The 22,343-nt window shown below is 51.0% G+C and carries 16 protein-coding genes and 1 pseudogene; 7 read left to right on the top strand and 10 right to left on the bottom strand.

Annotated elements, in window-relative coordinates:
- Positions 1 to 96: 96 nt before the first annotated feature.
- The gene (locus HY774_08095) at positions 97 to 720 is read right to left on the bottom strand and encodes a hypothetical protein (protein MBI4748437.1); all 624 of its coding nucleotides are present in this window, start codon (positions 718 to 720) and stop codon (positions 97 to 99) included.
- 173 nt (positions 721 to 893) lie between these two features.
- Between HY774_08095 and HY774_08090 the strand changes: the two genes are divergently transcribed.
- On the top strand, positions 894 to 1,751 hold the full coding sequence (locus HY774_08090) for a cobalamin-binding protein (protein MBI4748436.1): 858 nt from the start codon (positions 894 to 896) through the stop codon (positions 1,749 to 1,751).
- Between the two features lie 388 nt (positions 1,752 to 2,139).
- On the opposite strand, the gene HY774_08085 is transcribed toward HY774_08090, so the two are convergent.
- On the bottom strand, positions 2,140 to 2,340 hold the full coding sequence (locus tag HY774_08085) for a hypothetical protein (GenBank protein ID MBI4748435.1): 201 nt from the start codon (positions 2,338 to 2,340) through the stop codon (positions 2,140 to 2,142).
- Positions 2,341 to 3,025: 685 nt separating this feature from the next.
- On the opposite strand from HY774_08085, the gene HY774_08080 reads away from it, so the two are divergent.
- Positions 3,026 to 3,748: an OmpA family protein gene (locus HY774_08080; GenBank protein ID MBI4748434.1), complete on the top strand. Its 723-nt coding sequence runs from the start codon at positions 3,026 to 3,028 to the stop codon at positions 3,746 to 3,748.
- Between the two features lie 90 nt (positions 3,749 to 3,838).
- Here HY774_08080 and HY774_08075 read toward each other — a convergent pair whose 3' ends face one another.
- Positions 3,839 to 4,084, bottom strand: a complete 246-nt coding sequence (locus HY774_08075; GenBank protein MBI4748433.1) for a hypothetical protein — start codon at positions 4,082 to 4,084, stop codon at positions 3,839 to 3,841.
- Positions 4,085 to 4,290: 206 nt separating this feature from the next.
- On the opposite strand from HY774_08075, the gene HY774_08070 reads away from it, so the two are divergent.
- The 4 genes from HY774_08070 to HY774_08055 all read left to right on the top strand — a co-directional run bounded on the left by HY774_08070 (position 4,291) and on the right by HY774_08055 (position 10,334).
- On the top strand, positions 4,291 to 6,060 hold the full coding sequence (locus HY774_08070) for an SUMF1/EgtB/PvdO family nonheme iron enzyme (protein MBI4748432.1): 1,770 nt from the start codon (positions 4,291 to 4,293) through the stop codon (positions 6,058 to 6,060).
- The gene (locus HY774_08065) at positions 6,057 to 7,949 is read left to right on the top strand and encodes a hypothetical protein (GenBank protein ID MBI4748431.1); all 1,893 of its coding nucleotides are present in this window, start codon (positions 6,057 to 6,059) and stop codon (positions 7,947 to 7,949) included. The genes HY774_08070 and HY774_08065 overlap by 4 nt, the downstream gene beginning before the upstream one ends.
- A 344-nt stretch (positions 7,950 to 8,293) precedes the next feature.
- Positions 8,294 to 8,872, top strand: a complete 579-nt coding sequence (locus HY774_08060; GenBank protein ID MBI4748430.1) for a DUF1990 domain-containing protein — start codon at positions 8,294 to 8,296, stop codon at positions 8,870 to 8,872.
- Positions 8,873 to 8,960: 88 nt separating this feature from the next.
- Positions 8,961 to 10,334 (top strand): M28 family peptidase, encoded by a 1,374-nt coding sequence (locus HY774_08055; protein ID MBI4748429.1) that lies wholly within the window; start codon positions 8,961 to 8,963, stop codon positions 10,332 to 10,334.
- Positions 10,335 to 10,386: 52 nt separating this feature from the next.
- Here HY774_08055 and HY774_08050 read toward each other — a convergent pair whose 3' ends face one another.
- On the bottom strand, positions 10,387 to 11,964 hold the full coding sequence (locus HY774_08050; protein MBI4748428.1) for a HAMP domain-containing histidine kinase: 1,578 nt from the start codon (positions 11,962 to 11,964) through the stop codon (positions 10,387 to 10,389).
- A 293-nt stretch (positions 11,965 to 12,257) separates the two neighbouring features.
- Here HY774_08050 and HY774_08045 point away from each other — a divergent pair, with 293 nt between their 5' ends.
- Positions 12,258 to 14,288: a sigma 54-interacting transcriptional regulator gene (locus tag HY774_08045; GenBank protein MBI4748427.1), complete on the top strand. Its 2,031-nt coding sequence runs from the start codon at positions 12,258 to 12,260 to the stop codon at positions 14,286 to 14,288.
- Positions 14,289 to 14,570: 282 nt separating this feature from the next.
- Here HY774_08045 and HY774_08040 read toward each other — a convergent pair whose 3' ends face one another.
- The 6 genes and pseudogenes from HY774_08040 to HY774_08015 all read right to left on the bottom strand — a co-directional run bounded on the left by HY774_08040 (position 14,571) and on the right by HY774_08015 (position 22,093).
- Entirely contained in the window at positions 14,571 to 15,290 is a 720-nt protein-coding gene (locus HY774_08040) for a hypothetical protein (GenBank protein ID MBI4748426.1), read from the bottom strand.
- Positions 15,287 to 16,363, bottom strand: a complete 1,077-nt coding sequence (locus HY774_08035) for a hypothetical protein (protein ID MBI4748425.1) — start codon at positions 16,361 to 16,363, stop codon at positions 15,287 to 15,289. The genes HY774_08040 and HY774_08035 overlap by 4 nt, the downstream gene beginning before the upstream one ends.
- On the bottom strand, positions 16,360 to 17,370 hold the full coding sequence (locus tag HY774_08030) for a phosphoribosyltransferase domain-containing protein (protein MBI4748424.1): 1,011 nt from the start codon (positions 17,368 to 17,370) through the stop codon (positions 16,360 to 16,362). The genes HY774_08035 and HY774_08030 overlap by 4 nt, the downstream gene beginning before the upstream one ends.
- 499 nt (positions 17,371 to 17,869) lie before the next feature.
- A pseudogene (locus tag HY774_08025) lies at positions 17,870 to 18,145 on the bottom strand (hypothetical protein).
- A gap of 181 nt (positions 18,146 to 18,326) precedes the next feature.
- Positions 18,327 to 20,819: a response regulator gene (locus HY774_08020; GenBank protein ID MBI4748423.1), complete on the bottom strand. Its 2,493-nt coding sequence runs from the start codon at positions 20,817 to 20,819 to the stop codon at positions 18,327 to 18,329.
- On the bottom strand, positions 20,816 to 22,093 hold the full coding sequence (locus tag HY774_08015; GenBank protein ID MBI4748422.1) for an RRXRR domain-containing protein: 1,278 nt from the start codon (positions 22,091 to 22,093) through the stop codon (positions 20,816 to 20,818). Before HY774_08015 ends, HY774_08020 begins: the two co-directional genes overlap by 4 nt.
- Positions 22,094 to 22,343 lie beyond the last annotated feature (250 nt).

Here is a 22,343-nt window from a genome sequence, read left to right as displayed (position 1 = left end):
CTGGATGCCTCGATCATTCTTTTTTCGGAAGTTGCCCTCAAAGGCGTGGTTTTGAGAAACTATCGAAAAAACCCACTCCGCTGTATTTTCAATAAGTTACAGAAGAAACCTGCTGCTTAAATTGGTAAAACACGAGAAATAGTAAAACTGCACAAATGGAAAGGTGCAGGATTTGCCATACAGCAGGCTATTGGTCTTCGCGTCATAGGAATTGGATGCCTGTGAATCCCAACTGACGCCATCCACGATAAAAGCGCCCAGTTTTGAATTTGCGGCAAATTTCAGCAGCGGGGCGCTTCGTTGCGGAGTCGCCACAATCATCGAAGGCAATCGAAACGGCGACCGGCTCGAAAAATCCGGTTTAAACCCGCCTTCCAGTTTGAGTGTCGCGGTTGGCGCATTGATCACACCCAGGGCATAGGCCCCCGAGCCAAAATCCCCGTTGTAGTCTCCAGCGGCTAATTTGATGGTGACGTTGCTCCCGGCTGACAAATCGGCCACGGCGGCGGCAAAGGCTTTGGTCAGTGAACTCACTGCCGTGCCTCCCACCCGGCCAGCCGCGGCTTTGGTGGCTGATTCATCGGCACCAACCAGATATATCACTTCTTTTTTGAGTGAATTTGACGTGGCACCCAGCGTCGGATTTGAAACCACCACCCAACTCAACACCAAAAGCAGCCCCAAACTGATTCCCACTCCACCACGCGAAAGCAAACCCATCCTGTGATTCTCAACCATTTTCTCACCATCCTCCTGCCTGTGATTTCAACTTTACTGAACACCACAACGCAGGCATGGACGAATTTTGGTCAGCGAACTATAGTGTGCGGGCTATCTGATACCTGAGATTTGAAAACCCGGAACCCGAAACCCGGAACCCGAAACCCTATACTATGATTGAATCTTTCCCGCGCCGAATTATCTGTCTGACCGAAGAAACCACGGAAACCCTGTATTTACTTGGCCAACAAGATCGAATCGTGGGCATTTCCGGCTACACCGTCCGCCCGCCCGAAGCCCGAAAAAAACCCAAAGTGTCAGCCTATATCCACGCGAAATTCGACAAAATCCTGGCGTTGAACCCAGATCTGGTGTTTGCCTTTTCAGATTTGCAGGCCGATATTGTCCGGGAATTGATCCAGCGGGGCGTGACCGTATTTACTTTTAATCAGCGGAGTGTCCCAGAGATTTTGGAAATGATTCTGACGGTTGGCAGAATCGTCGGATGCACTGAAAAAGCCTCGGCCCTCATTCAAACCTATCAGGCGGAACTGGAAGCCATCCGCCAATCTGCGACCAGATTTCCCTACCGGCCACGAGTGTTGTTTGAAGAATGGTACGAACCGTTGATTTCCGGCATTCGATGGGTCGAGGAATTGATCGAGATTGCTGGAGGCGACCCGATTTTTCCACACCTGCGGGAATGCAAAGCCGGCAAAGACCGAATATTGTCGCCGGAAACGGTTATCCCGCTTGATCCCCAGGTGATTATCGGGTCCTGGTGTGGTCGGTCGCTCAAGAAAAACTGGATTCGAAATCGCACCGGATGGGACTCAATCAGTGCCGTGCGTGAAAAACACATCTATGAAATAAAATCGGCCTACATCCTGCAACCGGGCCCGGCGGCGTTGACCGAAGGGCTCCGGCAACTGCACCTGATTCTGGCCCATTCTGTTGGAATCACGGTCCCCCGTGAACTCCTCCCGCAAGAGCCAGTTGATAAAGATCTTATAGCAGTCAGTAGTCAGTAGTCAGTAGTTCACTAACTCTACTTGATTGAATTACTTGACCGTTTCCTCATACGAGAGGTTCATAGCAAATTGGTAGAATACTATTTTGGAATAAATTGCTTGTGTTAGCGAATGGTTAATACCATTTTGGGCTGAGGGTATCGGGCTAAGGGCTGAGGGAAATACAGTTTTATCAATAATTTAGCCTTTTGCTAATACGATGGGATCATTGCAAAATGGTATAAGTAATTCAAAGAACTAGGATTAGTAAACTACTGACTACTGACTACTGACTACTGACTACAAACTGGTATAACAAAAAAATGGTGGGCAAGTGACAGGAGTCTTGCCCACCGGAATTGCTCGCACAGGAAGAGGAAGTACACGTACGCATTCAAAGAGGAATTACCTACCGTTTGTCCTTCGAAGTGGCATTTTTAATCTGTTTCTTGTGATGGTGCGTGTGGTGCTTTTTCACAACTCCAGCTTTTCCGCCAGTGACCGCTTTCGAAGTGGCTGTTTTCGATTGATTTGGGGTTGCAGCCAGTGTTGCCCCACCCATTCCCAGAACTGACGCCAAAACAAGTCCAAGGACCACTTTACTTTTCATAGTCAAAAAAACTCCTTACACAACCAAATTCAAAACTGAGAAACCTTCAATGAATTCAAAGGTTTGTGACTGATTAACAACCAGGCTGAATCAAGTGTGCTCGCTATGATTCAGCCTTCGATTCCAATAGGTGCAAGCCTGGGACCACAAACTGCCTGATTTGATTCAAAGAAAAAAACCAGAGGCCGCCCCAAACCTAAAATAATTATAACCGGTTGTAATACAACAAATTACAAAATGATTTTTTTTGCGAATAAAGGAATTCCGGCTCGATTTCCATGACAATCGGCAAGCAGGTTGATCAATAGCTCAGGTATGGCCGTGTCAGTTCTGCCCGAGAAACCAAATTGCCACAGTCAATCGGTCCTGGCGGACGGTTTTTCATCTCAGGTCGGCGGCCTGGAAATGAGGTTTCCAAAAAATTAAATTTTTTCCAGAAAAATCTTCAGGTATCTGTAATCGGCCTTTTTCCAGCTTCATAGAACAAGCATCTCTCCTATCGTACAGCGCATTGTGAATTGGTCTTTGATGGAGTTGAGTGCGCCAGTCCTGTCAGGCGTCGGTTGACCCGTGGTCATTTCGGCACTGGTCAGCCGACAACTGGCACGTGGTACTCGATTCGGCTCAATGGCAAACCCGATGCGATCTGTACTGACCAATCCACAACTGAAAGGAGCCTTAGGCTATGACGCACCGAATAGTAGCTATTGTCGGAATAGCCGTTTTAGCAGCGGTTTTTGGACAGGGATGTGCCACCAAGAAATTTGTCCGTAAGACAATTGACGAACGAGTGACCCCGCTCGAAGGCCGAACGGCTGAACTTGAAGAGTCTGTCCGTCGCACAACCACTGAAATTGCCGAACTCGATAAACGACTTTCAGACCGAATCACAACTGTTGACGTCAAAGTTGAAAAAACCACCCAACTGGCCAATCAGGCTGACCAAAAAGCCAGTCAGGCGATTACCAAATCAACGCAAGTTGCTGCAGATTTGAACCAGGTCAGAACGAACCTGGATGATTTTCAACTCCTTAGAACCGCATCCGTCTATTTTAAAACCAATCAATATAATCTATCACCTGAATCAAAAGCCGAACTGGATGCTATTGCGTCCTTAGCCAAACAAAAGAAAGGCGTTCGGATTGAAATCGCTGGATTTGCCGACAAACGCGGATCCATCAACCATAACAACCAGCTCACCAACCGTCGAGCCGACGAAGTCAAACGCTATCTGTTTAATGTTCACAACATTGAACTGTGGCGCATCCAGCAGGTCGGGGCGGGAGAAATTAACGAAGGCGACTATACCCGCGAAGCCCTGCAGCAAAACCGCCGGGTTGATGTACGGGTAATTGAAAACATGGTGGTCTCAAAAGCCCTCAACGGCTCGGAGACGGCAAGCAAGTAGTGATACCAGTTTGTTAGTCAGCAGTCAGTAGTCAGTAGTTCGCTAAGTTTATTTGATTGAATTACTTGACTGCTTACTAATACCAGAATTTCATTGCAAATTGGTATGAATCTGCTTGTATCCAAACTCGATTGATTTTGATTGTTCTTCTGTTTCTCCTCTATTGATTGGATCTTCAATCCATTCAAATGTGTACATCTTGCGGGATGCAAGGGGCAGTGAAAAAACAGCGACTGGGAAGCGATGATCGGGATGTTGTTTTGGATCTGCCCGTTTTTTTTTTGGGAAATAGCCGGAGAATGAAGAATGAAGAATTGAGAATGAGTTTGTTATCATTCTGTCATCCTGTCACCTTGTCACCCTGTCACCCTGTCTCCCTGTCACCCTGTCACCCTGTCTCCCTGTCTCCCTGTCTCCCTGTCACCCTGTCACCCTGTCATCTGGAAGCGCGGAACCCGGATTGCCCTTGATTCATTGCCCACCAACCCTCTACCCTTTTGCTTCCAGTACCCCCAATCAACTCTCAATCGGAAGCAATCTTGATGGCGTCCACGTCGCGAACTTCGGAAACCAGGCGAATGATCGGTCGAACGGTTGGTGATGCCTACATCATCAGCGAGTGGCTCGGCAGCGGCGCGTTTGGCAACGTCTATAAAGTCAAATGTGGAAACACCGTCTTTGCCCTTAAAATCGCTGATCAACGGGCTAACCAAAAGCTGGTGTTTAAAGAAGCCAATCACGCCGCCACGGTTGGGATTGACCGGCGCGGGATGTCTCGTCGCCATTTGTGCCAGATCGAACGCGTCTTAAAAATTAAGGAAAGTGAAATCAGCGATAACGGCATTACCGATACGTTTCGGGTCGGACTGGTCTTTGAATTTGTCGGCGGAGGAACGCTACGGGAACAAATTTTAACCTCCAAACCGATTGAAACCGCCCTTCGGTTATGGCTTCAAATCCTGGAAGGGCTTGATCAAATTCATTCCGAAGGGGTCATGCACCTCGATTTAAAACCGGAAAATGTGCTCCTGACCAGTCGGGATGCCGAAGCAGCCGAAGTCAAAATCACGGATTATGGTCTGGCCGAACTGGTCGGGATTATCCGCCAAACTGGGGGAACTCCGGCCTATATGTCGCCAGAGTCGCTTTCCCAAACCCAACCTTCGATTCTTTCCGATCTATGGGCCGTAGCGGTCATCGGGTATGAATTGCTCACCGGAACCGTTCCGTTTTCGGTTCGATCCGCCAAATTGACGGTTTCGGAACTGGAAGCAGCCTTTTTTAAAGCCGAGGTTTGGCTTCCTGAAGAATTGAGCCCCTTTCGCGCTTTTTTTGATCGGGCATTTCATCGCTCCGTCTATGATCGGTTTCAATCCGCGGCGGAAATGGTGAACCAGATTGAGTTGATTCGATCTGAGTTTGCGGGTCCCGCGCTTCAAGTGCCTGTGATGCCGGATCGCGGGTCATTTCCGGGCCGGATTTTATCATCGGCGTTGTTTTCACGACTGAGACGACACCCCCACGGTCATCCTATTTCAACCGCTGCTTCAACGTGGAAGATGTTTGATCCGGCCTCCCGGTCGAAAATGGTCGCGACCCTGGCCGTTTCCGGGGCGCTGCTGGTTGGAGGTGCCTGGATTGGCTGGAAAGTGTTTTCATCACAATTTTTGACTCCGCCGCCCATCTCAGGCCCAACAACTCCGACGGCACCGGTGGGAATGATCTACCTCACTCCGGGAAACGGCAAAGCTGCATTTTTTCTGGATCGCTATGAAGTCACCAATGGCGACTATGACGCCTTTCTCGGCAGTGACGCCGCCAGACGGCAGGATGGATATGAAGACCGTCGCATCCGCTGGGAGTTGCATAAACAACTCCTCCTGACCTGGCAGGCTACCAACCCAAACGATAACTGGCAGCGCTATCCGGTGACGAATGTGACCTGGTTTGATGCCATGGCCTTTGCTCAGGCCCGTGGGCGACGGTTACCCACGAGTGAAGAGCTGGAATCCGCATCCCTCGGGGTAAAAACCAACGATACGCTGGGCCAAAGCGGTCCGCTGCACGTTGACCACCGTTGTTCCGCCTCGAATCCCTTTGGAATCATCGGCCTTTCTTGTAATGTTTCAGAGTGGACTAGCACGAGTTATTCTGATCAAGCTTCATCCGATCAAAAATTGATTATTGGTGGAAACTGGCAAAACGAGACGACGCTCATGTATGCCCCTCCGACTCGACAGGAAGGCTACATTGGGTTTCGCTGTGCCGCCGACCCTCCACCACCTGGGCAGAAAGGTTCTGAACAGCGATGAGATCATTGTGGTTGGTTATGGGGTGCGTGGTGTGGCTGTGGTCGCTCCCGTGTCTGGCTCAAAATCCAATTCCCGCCCCTGTTTCCAAGGAAATCAAAACAGTCACCAAAACAGTTGTCATTCGCAAGAATGTCATATTTAAAAGCCTGGATGTCGTTGCCGACCGGAAGGATTTTCTGGTTGAAATTGACGGCAAACCGCGTGAATTGCAGGAAAAGAGTTTTCGCTGGCAAACCTCTGATTTGTTTAAAGTTGGCACTCAGGTTAATGTTCGGGCCGAACTCCCCGGCGAATTGCGCGACGTCAAAACCATTCGGATTGACCAGGATGACACCTCCACCGTGTATTATGGGTGGGCCGATGCGCAACTGACGGTGGTTACCGACCGGCCTGGGGTTGAAATCGAACTCGAACAGGATGAATTGAGCAAAGCCATCAGTGGCGACAAAGGGTATCCCATCAGCACCGATGACAAGAAAAAGATCGAGTATGGCTACTTGACACCAGGGCTGATCAAGATCAAAGCCAAATTCCCATCGTTGCCGGATTTGGTGAAAGTGGTCGAATTAAAATCGGATATTCCATCAACGGTTGAAGTCGGCTGGAACGACAGTGAAGTTCGCATCCTGGGGGTGGAAAAAATCTATCCACGCCTTTCATTTCTGGTTAATGGCCAGCCGATGAAGGGCGAATATAATGAAACCCGAAAGTGTATGGTAATCCGGGGATTGCCCGCCGGGCACCAGGTGGTTGTGGCTCGAATCAACCAGGAACTGCCGCCCGTCCCGGTTGTCTGGGAGCTGGATACCCGCCCTTCGGCCACCTCGGAAGTTCGCTGGCCGGATTATGGAACACTGGTCATCACCTCAGATCGGGATAATGTTGAGGCCACGTTAATGACCTCCGGGCAGGCGCTGCTTGCTTCATACAAGTTGAATATGGGGGATCGGGTGGTGCTCAACCAGTTGCCGGTGGGAGGGCGATTAACCCTTGATGCCCGCTGGCGCAAACCTGACGGTTCATTTTTGCCGTTTACCGAACGCCCCCTCCCCGTCGAAATCAGCAATGCGGTCAAAACCATCAATGTGGCCTGGCTCAATGTGAATCTCGAAGTCAACACCGACCGTGAAGCCTTTGTGAAAATCATCAATAAAGCTGGTGAGGAAATCGGTAATGGCCAGACCGAAAACCGGGTAGTCCGCTTTTCAAACCTGCAACCTGGGCTGGTTCGTGTCATCGCCACGGCTGATGATCGAACACAAGAGCAATTGATCGAACTGGTGCCGGAAAAGATCAACTACGCCGATTTGGAATGGGAAGAATATTGCGATCTTACGCTGCGCTCAGACCGCGCCAATGTCGAAATGAAAGTTGATGGAAATTCCGAATTCGTTTCGACCTTTTCCGGGGAAACCTTAAAAATTAAACATTACCCGCTCAAAGCGACCAAACCCGTCGAAGTCACCGCGACCTGGAAAGGCGGGCAATACCCGGTTGAACTCAAACAAATTGGCAATTCGGAAAAAGTTGCTGATTTTCGGCTTCGGGATTCCCTTCTCACCGTGAAATTTAACCGCAAGGGCATTCGGGTTCGCGTCCAGGATGAGGTCACCGGCGGGAAAGAACAGTCCTATACCGCGATTCGGGATGGAGAAAGCTATCGCTTTGAAGTAGCCTCGGGCAAAGTTACCCTCATTGGCGAGTACACCCAGGGTCTTGGGGACGGCGCATCTCCGACACAATTCCAAATTGATTTAAAACTCCAGGATAAGAAAACCGTCAATGTCAAACTTGAAGGCGTGCTCCAGCAGGTTCGGGGTTTTCGAAAAAAACATACTTCACAGAGCCAGCACTGTTCTTTCGCCTTTTCCGTCCTTTTTGTCCTCTAGTCTTTTCCGGAACCCGGAACCTGGAACTTTCACGTGTAGGTTTTTTGATTTCATCCCGCAGGGATGGCCCAAGGTGAGCCGGTGGTCAGCGTGGCTTTGAACGCGCCACCACCGGATCTTGATCACCCTCAATGTTTCCCGCCCGGCCCGCGCCCCAACGGGGCGCGGGCCGGGCGGGGGAGAACGAGGAAAACACCTGTTTCCGGTGGTAGCTCCCTGCAGCCGAGCAACCAACCGGCTAAACTTGCTCCATCCTTTCAGGATGAGAACCAATGGGCTCGATCCAGTCGAGCCCAAACAAAAAACCTACACGTGAAAAGGAACCCGGAACCCGGATTGGAACTATGTTCTACCTGACCAGACCTACCTCTGATCAAATCAAAAAACTGATTGATGAACAGCGTGAAAAACCCTTCACTTATGAAGCAATCGGTGCAACTCAAACAGTTGCCCCGGCTGGATTTACGGTTGATCATAATCGGGTTCAAATTGGCGCCGGGTACGAAGCCTTCCAGCGGGCCAAACTTGCCATTCAACGGTGGGAAATGTTTCGGCTCGGCTGGGTTGAACTCTGCTGGCCGAACACTCCAATCCAGGAGGCGGAAGTCGTTGGGGTCGTGGTGCACCACCTTGGGTTTTGGTCAGTCAACCCGGCCCGGATTGTATATACCCTGGATGATTCAACCGACGAGTTTGAGCGATACGGATTTGCGTACGGCACGCTCCCGGCTCACGGCGAGTGCGGTGAAGAACGATTTCTGGTCGAATGGAGCAAACACGACGGCAGTGTCTGGTATGATTTGTTTGCCTTTTCGAAACCCAACCATTTTCTTGCCCGGGTTGGGTATCCCGTGACTCGAAAATTTCAACGCCGATTTGCTCAGGATTCACAAAGAGCCATGGCTGAATTTGTCACACTGTAGCTTGCACGTGCTGGCAAGCTGGTTTCTTTGCCACCTGGAGAACCTCACCATGCCCCGAAACTTCATTATCTTATGGCTTGTACTTGGAATGAATTCCTGGTCCGTTCTGGCTACAATTCCGAATACTCCTCAAAAATCCAAACCGGCAGCCACTGCGAAACCCAACCCTGCGATTCAGCGCATTGTCCGGGAGATTTCAGCCAAAAACATCGAAGCCACGATCCGAAAACTGGTGAGTTTTCACACCCGGCATACGCTTTCCGATACCGAAAGCAATGACCGTGGAATTGGGGCAGCCCGGCGCTGGATCAAGTCTGAATTTGAACGCTATCGCCAGGCGTCTGGTGGGCGATTGCAGGTGGCCTTTGATGAGTTTGTCCAGCCTGCCGGGGTTCGGCTGCCAGTTGATGCCAAAATTGTGAACGTGGTCGCGACCTTACCTGGAACTCAACCCGAATCCAAAGATCGAATTTATGTCGTGAGCGGACATTATGATTCACGGGCCTCAAACCCAATGGATGCCACCAGCGCGGCCCCAGGCGCCAATGATGATGCGTCCGGTACCGCCGCCGTGATGGAGATGGCCCGGGTGATGTCACAGTATACATTTGATGCCACGCTGGTGTTTATGACCGTGGCCGCCGAAGAACAGGGGCTCTATGGCGCCGCCCATTGGGCCGAAGTCGCCAAACAGGAAAAGAAAAACATCGCCGGGATGTTTACCAATGACATCATCGGCAGTTCAAAAAGTTCCACTGGCCAGATTGACCGTAAAACGGTTCGTCTTTTTGCCGAAGGCATTTCCCTGCCATCGCTCCAGGAAGCCTCACCCGACATGCGAACGCTGGTTCAAACCGGTGGCGAAAACGACACGCCAACCCGGCAACTGGCCCGCTCCATTAAAGAAATCGGGGAACGGTATGTCACGGGAATGTCGGTGAAAGTGATTTACCGCCGCGACCGCTACCTTCGCGGCGGCGACCATCTTCCCTTTCTGGATCGCGGGTTTCCAGCCGTTCGCTTTACTGAACCCAGCGAAAATTATGATCACCAGCACCAGGATATCCGAGTCGAAAAAGGCGTCCAATTCGGAGATTTGCCGGAATTCGTTGATTTTGAATATGTTGCCCAGGTGGCGCGGATCAATGCCGCTTCACTGGCGAGCCTTTCCCTGGCACCAGCAGCTCCACAGAATGTCGAACTCGAAACCGTTCAACTTGAAAATGATTCAACGCTTCGCTGGCAAGCCAGTCCCGAGCCAGACATCGCCGGGTACCGGATTGTGTATCGGGAAACCACGGCTCCGTTTTGGCAGCACACAATTGAAGTCGGCAATGTCACCCGCTTCACGGTCAAAGGGATTTCGAAAGATGATTATTTGTTTGGCCTCCAGGCGGTTGATAAGGATGGAAATATCAGCGTCGCCAGTTATCCCAAACCCTATCGCGGCGGCGTGAAGTGAAGTCAGTACCACCGGCGTGACCGGGTGGGCCGGGTTCTTTTCTGCCACCCGGTCACGCCGGTGGTACTGACTTTTCTTGTTTGAGCGGCAGGATAACGTGAAAACTACTGCCGTGGCCTCTGCCCTGGCTTTCAGCCCAGATTTTTCCGTTGTGGGCCTCGACATAGCTTTTGGCAATTGATAACCCCAGCCCCGTCCCGCGTGCCATAAACTGAAATTTTCCTGACGTGTGATAAGACGGGTCGTCATTGATATAAAACTTCTCAAAAATCTTCTCAATTTCAGTGGATTCAATCCCGATTCCGTTGTCACGGATAATGATGCGGACGTTTGGCGACTCCAACTGGACCACAACCGTAATTTCACCGCCATCTGGAGTGAACTTGATCGCATTTTGGAGCAAGTTGAGCAGGACCAAATGAATTTTTTCTTGATCAGCTTGAAATTCAACCCGGTCAATGGTTTCAAAGGAAAGATGCTGATGGCGTTTTTCCAGAAACGGGACGAAATCCTGGCTCACCTGATGAACCAGTTCGATGAGTTCGAAGGTTCGCAATTTTAAAGCAATGTGGCCCTCATTGATTTTCAGCATTTCCAGGATGTCTTCGAGTGTCATCGTCAGTCGGTCAACCACGTGCTGGCAGGCTTCAAGCGATTTTTTCTGAGCATCGGAGAGCGAGCCAAAGAATTGATTCAGCAAGGCTTCGTTGTACCCTTTGATGACGGTCAGGGGTGTTCGCATTTCGTGCGAAGTCACAATTAGAAAATTGGTCTTCATTTGATTGAGCTCGGTCAAGGTCCGTGTGACTTCCTGTTCGCGCAGATACAGCTTTTCCAGACTGGCCCGTGCCTGTTCCAGTTCTTCGGTTTGGTGTCGCATTTCCTGGATAAACCCGCGTGCCATGCGGATGGCCCCCGTGACACTGGCTCGCAACCGCTCTGACATTCGGGCAATCATCACGGAATTAAAACTCGCCGCAACCATAAACAGGGCTTTGGTAAACTCTCCGGGCCAGTTCACATCACGATGCTCAACCAGTTCCAGGTACCCCATCAACGCCAGGTACCCCAATAACCCTCCACCGGCAAAAATTGTTGCCCGTTTCAAGGTTGTGACATTTTGATCCCCGGCGCGAATCATCATAATCATAAACAACCAGCTTTTATCACCGCCTGAACAGTAAATACTGAGTCCGAAGATGACAAAATCCAGCCAGAGGAACAAATCTCCTAAATGAATGAGTTTTGACCGACTGAAAAACAAAAACAGGATGATCCAGGAAACCAAACCGTGCAGAATTGAAATGCCGGTAAACCATAGAGCCGGTTGATCCCCCATTCCTGGAAGCAAAAACCGATTGTGTAAAAAGACCACTCCCGCAACCAGCACATATCCCAGAATCCGCATTGACGGAATGTAAATGACATTCAAAAAATAGGTTCGCTGCAGCTTTCGTTGCTCGGCCTGAAATGAATCAAGCTCAATTCCAAATTGCGAGATGCTCTGTGCGATTAATTGAGCATGAGTTGATTTTTGGGTTTCAGCCATGGCGTAGTCTCCGCGCACGAGTTGGTCCACCTGAAAATCCAGGGAAAAAGTCGAATGAAACCCATAACCGCTGGATTTCAACAGCAATTTTCCGAACAATTCCCAAAAGGCAAATGACGAATCAGGCAGGTCGAATCACAAAATCGAGGCAATTTGATTTGTGAAGTGGATTGAGGATCAGGTCAAAAGGGATCTTTCAGATTTTGAGCTGCTCCGATTATCTTCTTGAACTTCGTCAAAATCAACAAGTTGCGGCTGATTCCAGTTGAGAACTTCCGGTTGCTGAGATTGGTTGAGTTTCTCACCTGGGTTTAGCCACCGCTGGTTGCCTGGAATGAATCGAGCACCCTTGACTCAATCCTCTGGAGGAACGCATGACCAATCAGGAGCAGCATTCAAATCCCCTTTTTACATTACCCGCTGGTGTTCAAACCACTTCCGATTCTGAGTCCGCTCCTGAGCAAGTCTCATTCCTTCAGCCTGAAGACTCAATCCTTCGGGCGTTGGTGGAAGGAACGGCAACTGTGGTTGGCGATGATTTTTTTCGCGCCCTGGTCCAACACTTAGCCCGGATTTTAAATGTCCGCTATGCCTTTGTGGCAGAGTTTGCTGAAGTCAACACCCGCGTCCGAACGCTGGCATTTTATGGGAATCAGGAGTTTTGGCAGAATTTTGAATTCCCGCTTGAAAACACCCCCTGTGAAGATGTGCTGGGTGGACGGGTGTGCCACTATCCAGCCCAGGTTCAACGTTTATTTCCACTCGATATTGAACTGGTTCATTTGGGAGTTGAAAGCTACCTTGGGGTCCCGCTTATTGATTCAAAAGGTGAAATTCTAGGCCACCTCGCCGTTTTCGATGATAAACCAATGCCGAAAGAATCGCGCCTGATGTCTATCTTTCGCCTTTTTGCCTCGCGCGCCACGGCAGAACTTGAACGGAACCGCGCCGATCAAATTCGAATTCAGAGCGAAGAACGGCTGTCGCGGATCCTGGCTTCAGCCATGGATGCCATCATCACCATTGATGAAAACCGTGAGATTACCCTGTTTAACGAAGCGGCTGAAAAAGTTTTTGGCATTCCAGCGACTAATGCCATCGGAAAACCGATTGAACCTTTATTTTCACGGCAATTGTTCACCCTGGTTGATGACTATATTTGCCGGATTCTGAATGGAGAACAAACACCTCCGTCAATCTGGCTGCCGGAAGGATTGACCGCCCGCCGAACTGATGAGGACGAATTTGCCCTCGAAGCCACGGTTTCAACTGCCAAAATCAGCCGAAATCGCCTGTTTACTATTATTTTGCGGGATATTGACGAACGAAAACGCGCTGAAGCCGAACTCAAAACCCTGCGGATGGAAAACCTGTACCTCCGCGAAGAACTCAAAACCGAATATAACTTCGAAGAAATCGTTGGTGCCTCAGGCGTGATGGAGCGCGTGTTTCAGAAAATTTCGCAGGTGGCCGAAACCGATTCCACCGTGCTGATCAACGGGGAAACCGGGACCGGAAAAGAGCTGATTGCCCGTGCCATTCATAACCGAAGCCCCCGGAAAAAACGTCCCTTGATCAAAGTTAATTGCGCCGCCCTGTCTCACGGGCTCATCGAAAGCGAGTTTTTCGGGCACGAAAAAGGCGCCTTCACCGGGGCCATTTCCACCCGAGTTGGACGCTTTGAGCTGGCCAACGGCGGCACGATTTTCCTGGATGAAATCGGGGAGATTTCACTTGAGGTTCAGGCGAAACTCTTGCGGGTGCTCCAGGAACAGGAATTTGAGCGGGTTGGCGGCACCAAAACCATCAAAGTGGACGTGCGAGTCATCACCGCCACCAACCGCGATCTGAAAAAAGCGGTTGACGAAGGCCGTTTCCGGGCTGACCTCTATTATCGCCTCAATGTGTTTCCAATTCTGTTGCCACCACTTCGCGAACGCAAACAGGACATTTCGCTGCTGGTTCGGTATTTTGTCAGCAAACATATGGCCCGGCTTGGAAAACGCATCACTCAAATCAGCCACACGGCCATGAGTCAGCTCACCGCCTACCACTGGCCAGGAAATGTGCGAGAACTTGAAAATGTGGTGGAGCGAGCGGTAATTCTCTCCCAAGGCCCGGTGCTCGAACTGGTTGATGAAATTGCACAATTATTCCCTGCGGCGACTCAAACCCAGGTTGTCGAAAAATCACTCCCACTCACTCCCAAAGTCGTTCCGCCGTCATTTGTTTCACTCGATGATATGGAGCGCGACTATATTCAAAAGGTTCTGGAATCAACCAACTGGGTTATTGAAGGTGCTTCGGGCGCGGCCAAAATCCTGGACATCAACCCCAACACGCTACGCAGCCGAATGCAAAAATTGAACATTCGCCGCCCCAATCGTGGGAAAGAGTCTTCTTAAACCAGTTTGTAGTCAGTAGTCAGTAATGCCAGTGAAGAGTTGAAAAAATGAGCGGATTTGAACCTGCGAAGCGGGTGGCAGGCTTGTAGCCCAGGGTGCAACCCTGGGAAAAGTCGCCTCATCACCCCGCCCGACCATCCGCCGCCGTAGGCGGCAGATGGTCGGGCGGAGGAAAAGATGGGGGAGGGCCGGATTCCCAGGGCTCGAAGACTCGCCCTGGGCTACGAGCCGACGCCCACTTCGTAGGCTGAGAACCAAAACGGCTTCAACTCTTAACTGGCATTACTGACTACTGACTACCGATAACGCCCATTCGAGCAATTCAACTGTGCCGTCATGACCTGGTTGCCGCGAACAAAAACCATTTTTTGAATGAACAATTGATTGAATATCACCAGTGGCATCAACCAGGGTTCCCAACCTGGAACTGGCTTGCATCAACTCCAGGTCATTGGTGTCGTTCCCAAGCGCCATCCAGGGAGAAAAACCTAATTTTTCCAGCCCCTGATGCTTGTTTGGTACATAGGGATACACAAACAGCTTGTGCCGGTCACGATAAATAATCCCAGGTTCACTGGAACTGGCCACGAGTTCAGACAAGATTTCGAAGGCATTCGGTTCCGTTTTAGGAGGAACCAACCCGAGGCAGGCTTCATAGCCAATGAGCCGCCGCCAGTGTGAAAGATGCTGGGCGATATCTTCCCAGGGGGGGAAATGATCAGGGTGTCGTTCCAGGTGTGGTCGCGCAACCAAACCGTTTTCCATTACAAACCCGGCAATTTTGACATCTGGCAACTGTGAAACAAGCTTTGTAACGCTGTATGAGTTCCTGGCGGTCGCAATCACCAGATCAGAAAGCCGGCTTAATTCCTGTAAGCGTTCCAGTGCCGCAGCGCTGAGGAAGCTACTGACCGTCGCGCCGGGAACTTCAATTTGTTCGGGTTGTAAATGCAGCAAGGTGCCATCCAGATCAACGGCCACCACTTTTCGATTGTGGTTCACGGGTCTTTCCTCAACGTACAGGCAACATTGGTTTTCAAGTCGGCCAGGTGATGGCAGTCAAAACGAACCGGCACCCGGCGCTGGTCGGCCAGTTCGAGCAACAGGCTGAATTGTTCACGTGAATCGGCTTTTGACACTCGAAACATCAACACCTCGGGGCTGGCGTTGATGAGTGCCCGGCAGACTTCATTACTATGGATGCGCAATTCCGTGGATTGAAAAAAACGCTCAGGTTGGACAAACGGTCGGTCTGGTTGGATTGGGCAAAAAGCCCGCCATTGATCAATAAGGTGTTTTCGAATGTAGGCTTGCGGAAACGCATAGGCCCCAAACAATTGATCTGGGCCGACAAAGAATGTTCGCGAAAAACCAAGCGTTGACGGCCCGGTAAAACAGGCCGATGGTGAGAACGTATCTTCCGCCGCGCCACTGAAATCTGCCCACCCCCAGGGATCCAAAAGCACCGCCAGTGGCCCCGCATTCCAGCGGGCCAGTTCACGGGCCACGCCTCCGCGACCCGTCCAGCCGTCTACAAAAACGATTCGGCGGTCAGGAAACTGGTGTTTGATCTGAGTCAGGGCAATCTGGTCAAGTCCAAGACCGGAAAAAAGTGAAGCCTGAACCGCGATAGCCCCAGGTAGCAACCGGGTCAACCAGTCGGCAATCGGAACTCCGGCGCGCAGAATGGCCACCAGTACCATTTTTTCCGGGTTTGGCTCCCACTGCAAAAGACTGGCGGCTAAGCGGGCACCGGCTTCCGGCAACCGCCAATCCGTCAACCTTGATCCAAGCCCATTCCAAAATGAATCCGGCAAATCCGGCTCCGGTGATGGGATTTCCCAAAACGTGGTTTGCCCATCGTAGGCTTTCGTTAATGGGCGAAACAACTGCAACTCAGAAAATGGATCAACTTCGCGGTGCAGGTCGGCGCACAGCGGTTGATTCCAGTAATTTGGCCGTCCAGCGCGGCTGAGAGCGTCAAAAGCCATTGGGTTCAGGGGTTCAGCGTTCAGGGGTTTCACAACCACCATCTGCTCAGGCAGATAGTGCTGACGACTTGCGATCTGCCTCACAGGACTTCAGCCCGATACCCGTGGTGGGACATCGTTTCCTGAAGCGAGAGCGCCGATTCATGATCAAACGGGTCACTCAAGATATGCACTGGCCCCTGAAATTCATCCAGGTTATAGACATAGTACTTGCCATTGATGTGGATCCGGTCAAATACATTTTGGTGATCAATTTTCCAGGGGCTCAACGTGACGTGGCGAATGGACAGTTGCGGGTTGCGAATCATAGTTCGCACCGCCATATCCATCGCTTCCCCAATGACCAGTAATGACCCTTCAATCCCATCAAAAGCGTCCAGTGTGGCAGCCGTCTGGACAGACAAGGCCGGGCGGGTTTCAGGCAACATCCAGTGATGAATGGCGTCTTCGGATTGAAAGCTTGGAGCCAGGGTTGATTCTTCAACAAATTTTCGGTCAAAACATTCCATCGTTGGAAAACCGTGAAACTCCAACAGTGAATGGACCGAATGCCGGATGCCGTCCTGCTCAAGTAATTCAGAGAAAACAGTTCGCTGCTCATCGCTACGGGCATCAACGAGGGTGAAAATGCGGACCATTTTGACCGAAGTCAGCGATGAAAGGTGCCGAATGACCTGAAAAATGGTTTGCCCGGTGGTGATCTCATCTTCAATCAGCCAGAGTTCATCCACCGGATTGGCCGGAACGGGCAAAATATGGGCTGGTTGGTGTGAATGGCGTTCAATAAACCGGATGCCTGACGCCGGGCGGCGCGTGGAGCAAATCCACCCGCCAGCAATCCCCAACTGATGCGCTTCTTGATGGAGCAACGCCGAAAGCAAGATTCCTGATTCAGCCAGGCCAACAATCAATGGTTTTCCAACCAGTGGATGCTCATTCAGGGAATGTTCAATAAAATGACGCAGCACTAACCGGCAATCTTCTAAATCAGAAGAAGATACGGTTCCGAGCTTAGCCAGGAAATGAAAGCTAAAGGCATTTTTTCGGGAAGGATTATTGAGCCGCTCAAGATGATAAACCTGTATTGTCATAGCGTGTGAAATAATTCCTTTTGGAAATGGACACAGTTGAAGATGGTCAGCGACTGATAGGCCAAAAATAGTTCCAGTCTGTTAACAAAATCAAAATTGGTTTCAACAACAATTTAAATAAAAGTGGTCATTGAATGAAAAACTGCGGAACAGGTGGTCACGATTCAGAAAGTGAAGTTCACTGAAACGTGGGCTCAGATGTTCCGCAGTTCATTAGGTTTGTTGGAGAAAAAAATTACTGCTTGGAGCCGCAGCCATCTTTTCCGCCACAACTATTTTTATCTTTGCTGCCCTTTGCGTCGGCTTTCTCAGGGGCAGCCGCTTTGGCGTCTTTCTTGTCAGCCGGAGCCGCGGCATCGGTGGCGCATCCGCCTTTGCCTTTGCAGGAATTCTTGCCCTTGCATCCGGCGTCTCCGGTCTTGCAGCCGCCTTGACCTTTGCATTCATTCTTTCCTTTGCAGCTATGTTTACCGGCGGTGTCTCCAGCCGGAGCCGCAGCATCGGTGGCGCATCCACCTTTGCCTTTGCAGGAATTTTTGCCCTTGCAGCCGGCGTCTCCGGTCTTGCAACCACCCTGACCTTTGCATTCATTCTTTCCTTTGCAGCTATGTTTGGCGGCAGTATCAGTCGGGGTGGTGGCTGGTGTGGCTGGCGCCGGGGTTGCGGGTTTGGCGGGAGGTGTGGCTGGCGCGGCGGGTGGCGCTTCCGCGCTACATCCAGTTAACATTCCGGCCACGGCGGCACCCAAAATCATTGAAAACTCTCTCCGATTCATGCAGTTCTCTCCTTAAACTTGAAACAATTTGATAGAAACAATGGTTGCCAAAGCAAGAAGCTTTGTACAGGAATTGCTCGTTGCAAGGTTGACTATCGAATGGGTTATTTTTGAAGCGCGCCTATTTGACAAAAGTGACCGGGAAAAATCAAGTCGAAATGATTGAAAGCCAAACTTTCGCTCATTGAAAATGTTGGTCATGCTGTTCAATCGCGGTGCAAAGGGCATCAATGAGCTCATCAAAGTCATAACTGCGCAGTGATTTGCGTAATTCACCGGCCAGTTCTTCATCAATCGGGGCAATATCCTCAATCAACCGTGCGGCTTCATCCACATCACCCGACTGAACCGAATGGTGCATTTTCACAAGCCACTCTTTTAAAAAGGGTTGAAAGCGGTCTGGCGTCAGGATCTGATTTGAAAATCCAGCGGGAGGAACTAATTGTCCGGTTGTTCGGTTCATCTGGACAAACCGAACTCCAAGGTGCTCGCGCAATTTTTCAAAGATCATTTCGACGTGAAACGGTTTGGGAATAAAATCGTCGCCGCCAAACTCACGAATCCGCGACCGGTCAGCCCCAAAGGCATCAGCGGAGACCGCAATAATTTTGGCTCGATTCAGATCATCCGGGAAAGTCACGTCCACACTGGTGGGTAAAACGTCCCTGCCGGCACCGCTCTCAATCGCCCGGATGATGCGCATGGCTTCATACCCATCCAGCACCGCCATATGCAAGTCCATCATAATCAGGTGGGGACGATGCCGGGCCCAGCCTTCAATCGCTCGTTTGCCGTCAATCGCCTCATAGACCTCAAACCCGGCGGATTTGAGCAACCGGCACAGCAGGGCTCGATTGTCGTCCTGGTCTTCGACCACCAGAATCCGATAGTGGGGTTGCCCTTCTTCCAGGCCGATTACGGAATGTGAGATGGGAACGGTGTATTCGCCGCTTGGAAGACTCGGCAAGGGCAGCCAGAAACTAAAGCTAGTCCCCGTATCAAGGGCACTGCGCACCGTCAAATCTCCCCCCATCAGGCGCACATAATTTCGCGAAATGGTCAGTCCAAGGCCAGTTCCTTCCTGGCTTTTCCGGCCTGGAGAGTTGAGCTGCACGAAAGGTTCAAACAACTGCTCCAGGTCAATTTCGGCAATCCCACACCCCGAATCCTCAACTTCGAAATGGCATAGTTCTTCGTCCAAAGGTTTAACCCGAATCACAACCCGTCCGAATTCGGTAAATTTAAAGGCATTCCCCATTAAATTGATCAACACCTGCCGCAGTTTTCCCTCATCACCACAGACATAATGCGGCAGTTTTGGATCCAGCCGCACATCGAGCCCAACGCCTTTTGATTGCGCCCGAAACTGAAACATTTCAGAAATTCCCCACACCAGAGCCGGAAGGTCAAAGGTGGTATTTTTGAGCGTCAGTTTTCCAGCTTCAATTTTGGAAATTGAAAGCACGTCATTGATCAAACTCAACAGATGTTCCCCGCTGCGCATAATAATGCCCGCAGTTTCTCGGTGTTGTGACGTAAGCGTCAAATCCCGAGCCATCATTTGGGAAAAGCCAATTACGGCATTGAGCGGAGTCCGCAATTCGTGGCTCATATTGGCCAGAAACGTGCTTTTCGCCCGGTTGGCTTCCATGGCTTGTAATTGCGAATGTTTCAACTGGTCCACGGTTTCGGCCAGTTCCTGCATATGTTTGACCACTCGATCCCGTAGCCGCTTTTTCTCTAAACTGGCATTGATTCGCGCCCGCAGCAACACCCGATTGAGCGGAATGGGAAGGTAATCCTCAGCCCCAAGCTGGATGCTCCGGGCGATTAAATCAATGTCACTCAACGCGGAAACCACAATCACAGGAAGAGTTTGGAACCGCTCCAGTTGCCGAATATAGTGCAGGACTTCAAACCCATCCATTTCCGGCATGTTGAGGTCCAGCAGCAACAGATCAACGGGTTGTTGATTGAGCAATTCAACCGCCATTCGACCATGTTCAGCCGTCAACACCCGGTACCCCTGATTTTTGAGAAACCGTGACAGCAGTGACCGGTTCAACAGATTGTCATCCGCCACCAGGATGGTGCCTGGAATCCGGGTTGGTTCCGAATCAGGAACGTCAAAAAATGGAGTCGTCCCGCCCAAATCCGTTAAGACCGGCTCATCTTCGGCAATTTGCGACAAATTGATGATGCTGTTGATCAACAACAGGAGCTCCTGGGCTGCCGCCTGTATTTTTTGCAAATCCGGTATCAAGGCTTTGACACTACGACTCTCGGCATCCTCCAGAAGAAGTTCGGTATCGCCCAGAATCGCGTTCAACAGGGGCCGCAAATCCTGCCGAATGGTCCGGGCAATCGGTTCCAGATCAAAATGATGGGCAGGATCATCAAAAATTGACAGATCGCGCATGGTATCAACCCCGGTCAGCAGGGCTCGCCCAGCCTCCAAAATCTTTTGGAGGTTGGGGAAGAATGCCGTTTCGCCAAAGTGTTCGGCATCTCGAATCAGGATTTCGGCATACCTGATAATTGAGCTGAGCGGGGTTCGGAGTTCATCGCGCATAGTTGTGAAAAAAGCGGCCAATGAAGATTGCCCTGATACAATTTGATCGGGGGTTGGAAGGAACGGGACTGAGTTTGGCGTCTTTTTTCGATGATCGTTCATTCTATCTTCGGCGTGGAAACCCGGCTCTTGCTGGGCCGGGAGGAAACGCCGCTCTTTCTTTGAAGTAAGGTTGTGGTTCGTGCGGTCAACCGGACACAGTTGGTTTTGATGTTGACGCTCTTGGTCAGACGAGTCCCGTCAATCGCCCCCAGAGCGAAATATCCGGTCCGGCGCTTGCCGGTGACAAACCCGGTTCCTTTGATGGTTTGAATCAAATCGAATTTGCGCAACCCAAACAGCTTGCCGGTTGGAATCCGTTTTTGGCTGTGCTGGCCAGTGGTTTGCTGATAGTCACCCTGGTTGACATGGCGTTTGAGGTACACATTTTCCTTCCCGACTGCGACCACTTCGCCGTCCTCGCAACAAATGGCCATCGCATCATTGAGATGCGACTTGGGTAACTTCAGGAACTGCTCGCGCTTGTATTTGGTTTCGGAGCCGAAAGTCGGTTCAAATTCCCAATCCGACTGCTTGAGTTGGGCGGCAATCACACTGACTTCAGTGGCTGGTTTGGTGACATTTCGCTTAGGTTTGATTTCAAACTTTCCGTCGTGCAAATCTGTGTGGCAGGTCAGACACAAGGTCAGGAGATTCCCAGACCGGTTGCCACCCTGGCGGCTTTTGAACTGGACGTGATGGACATTGAGTTTGACGCTGTGCTGGATCTTTTGTCCGCTTTGGCAGCAATGTCCATCACGGTGCAGCACATAGGCTTTGGTGTTGTACCAGTCTTTGAGCGGTCCGGTTTGATATTCGATTCCCACCACCTCCGGATTGACCAGTTTGTGAATATCAAAGGCCGCCAATTCAACTTTCCAACGCGTGACCGGCAGGATTGACTCAAGTTGTCGGCGTTCCCGCAGGTGCGACTCGACTTTGCTCCGGATCGAAGGTGGCAACCGGCCTTTCCGGCGCGATGCACCACGATTGTCAAACCTGGCTGCCCGGTAGCGGATTTTTCGGCTGCGGCGGGTGCGGCGGTACATCTTTCGGTGTTCCATCTTGCGTGAAACATCCGTCCGAAGTGTGACTTCCGCCTGGTAGACCACCTTCCCGTTCGCCACCGCCGCCGTTCCCACCCTGGTGCTTCCGGTATCCATCCCGGCGACAACCGCTTGCTTGTATCCCGATGAACCAAACCGCAGTTTGATCGTGAACGGTGTTTTCCGAACCACTTTCGCTTTCCCGGCTTTGAGCAATACCCTTGCCTTGGCCGGCGAGGTCGGCATCAACGGTTTCCCCTCACAATTCAACACATAGACACAAACGAACATAAGAAAAATGTTCTCTCTTCTCCTTGCGGAGAGGTATGCGTATCAACCAACTGTGACCATTGGTTGAATCCGTCCTCCTCTCGACCGGATATGGGAAGGTTTGACGTGACGCGCACCGGAATTCCCTCCCGTTCCTTTTAACACGTCACCGTAGAGCGGCGGACTGAGGCGGCATCCGCCGGTACCTATGGATTCTTCCCTATCGTTTCCCTGGATTTCGCCAGGGGATCTGGTCAACCGGAGCTTGAAT

This window comes from Acidobacteriota bacterium (genome assembly GCA_016208495.1).
GTDB lineage: Bacteria > Acidobacteriota > Blastocatellia > Chloracidobacteriales > Chloracidobacteriaceae > JACQXX01.
The sequence above is the reverse complement of the archived record's forward strand: the minus strand, read 5'-3'. Positions and strand labels throughout refer to the sequence as shown.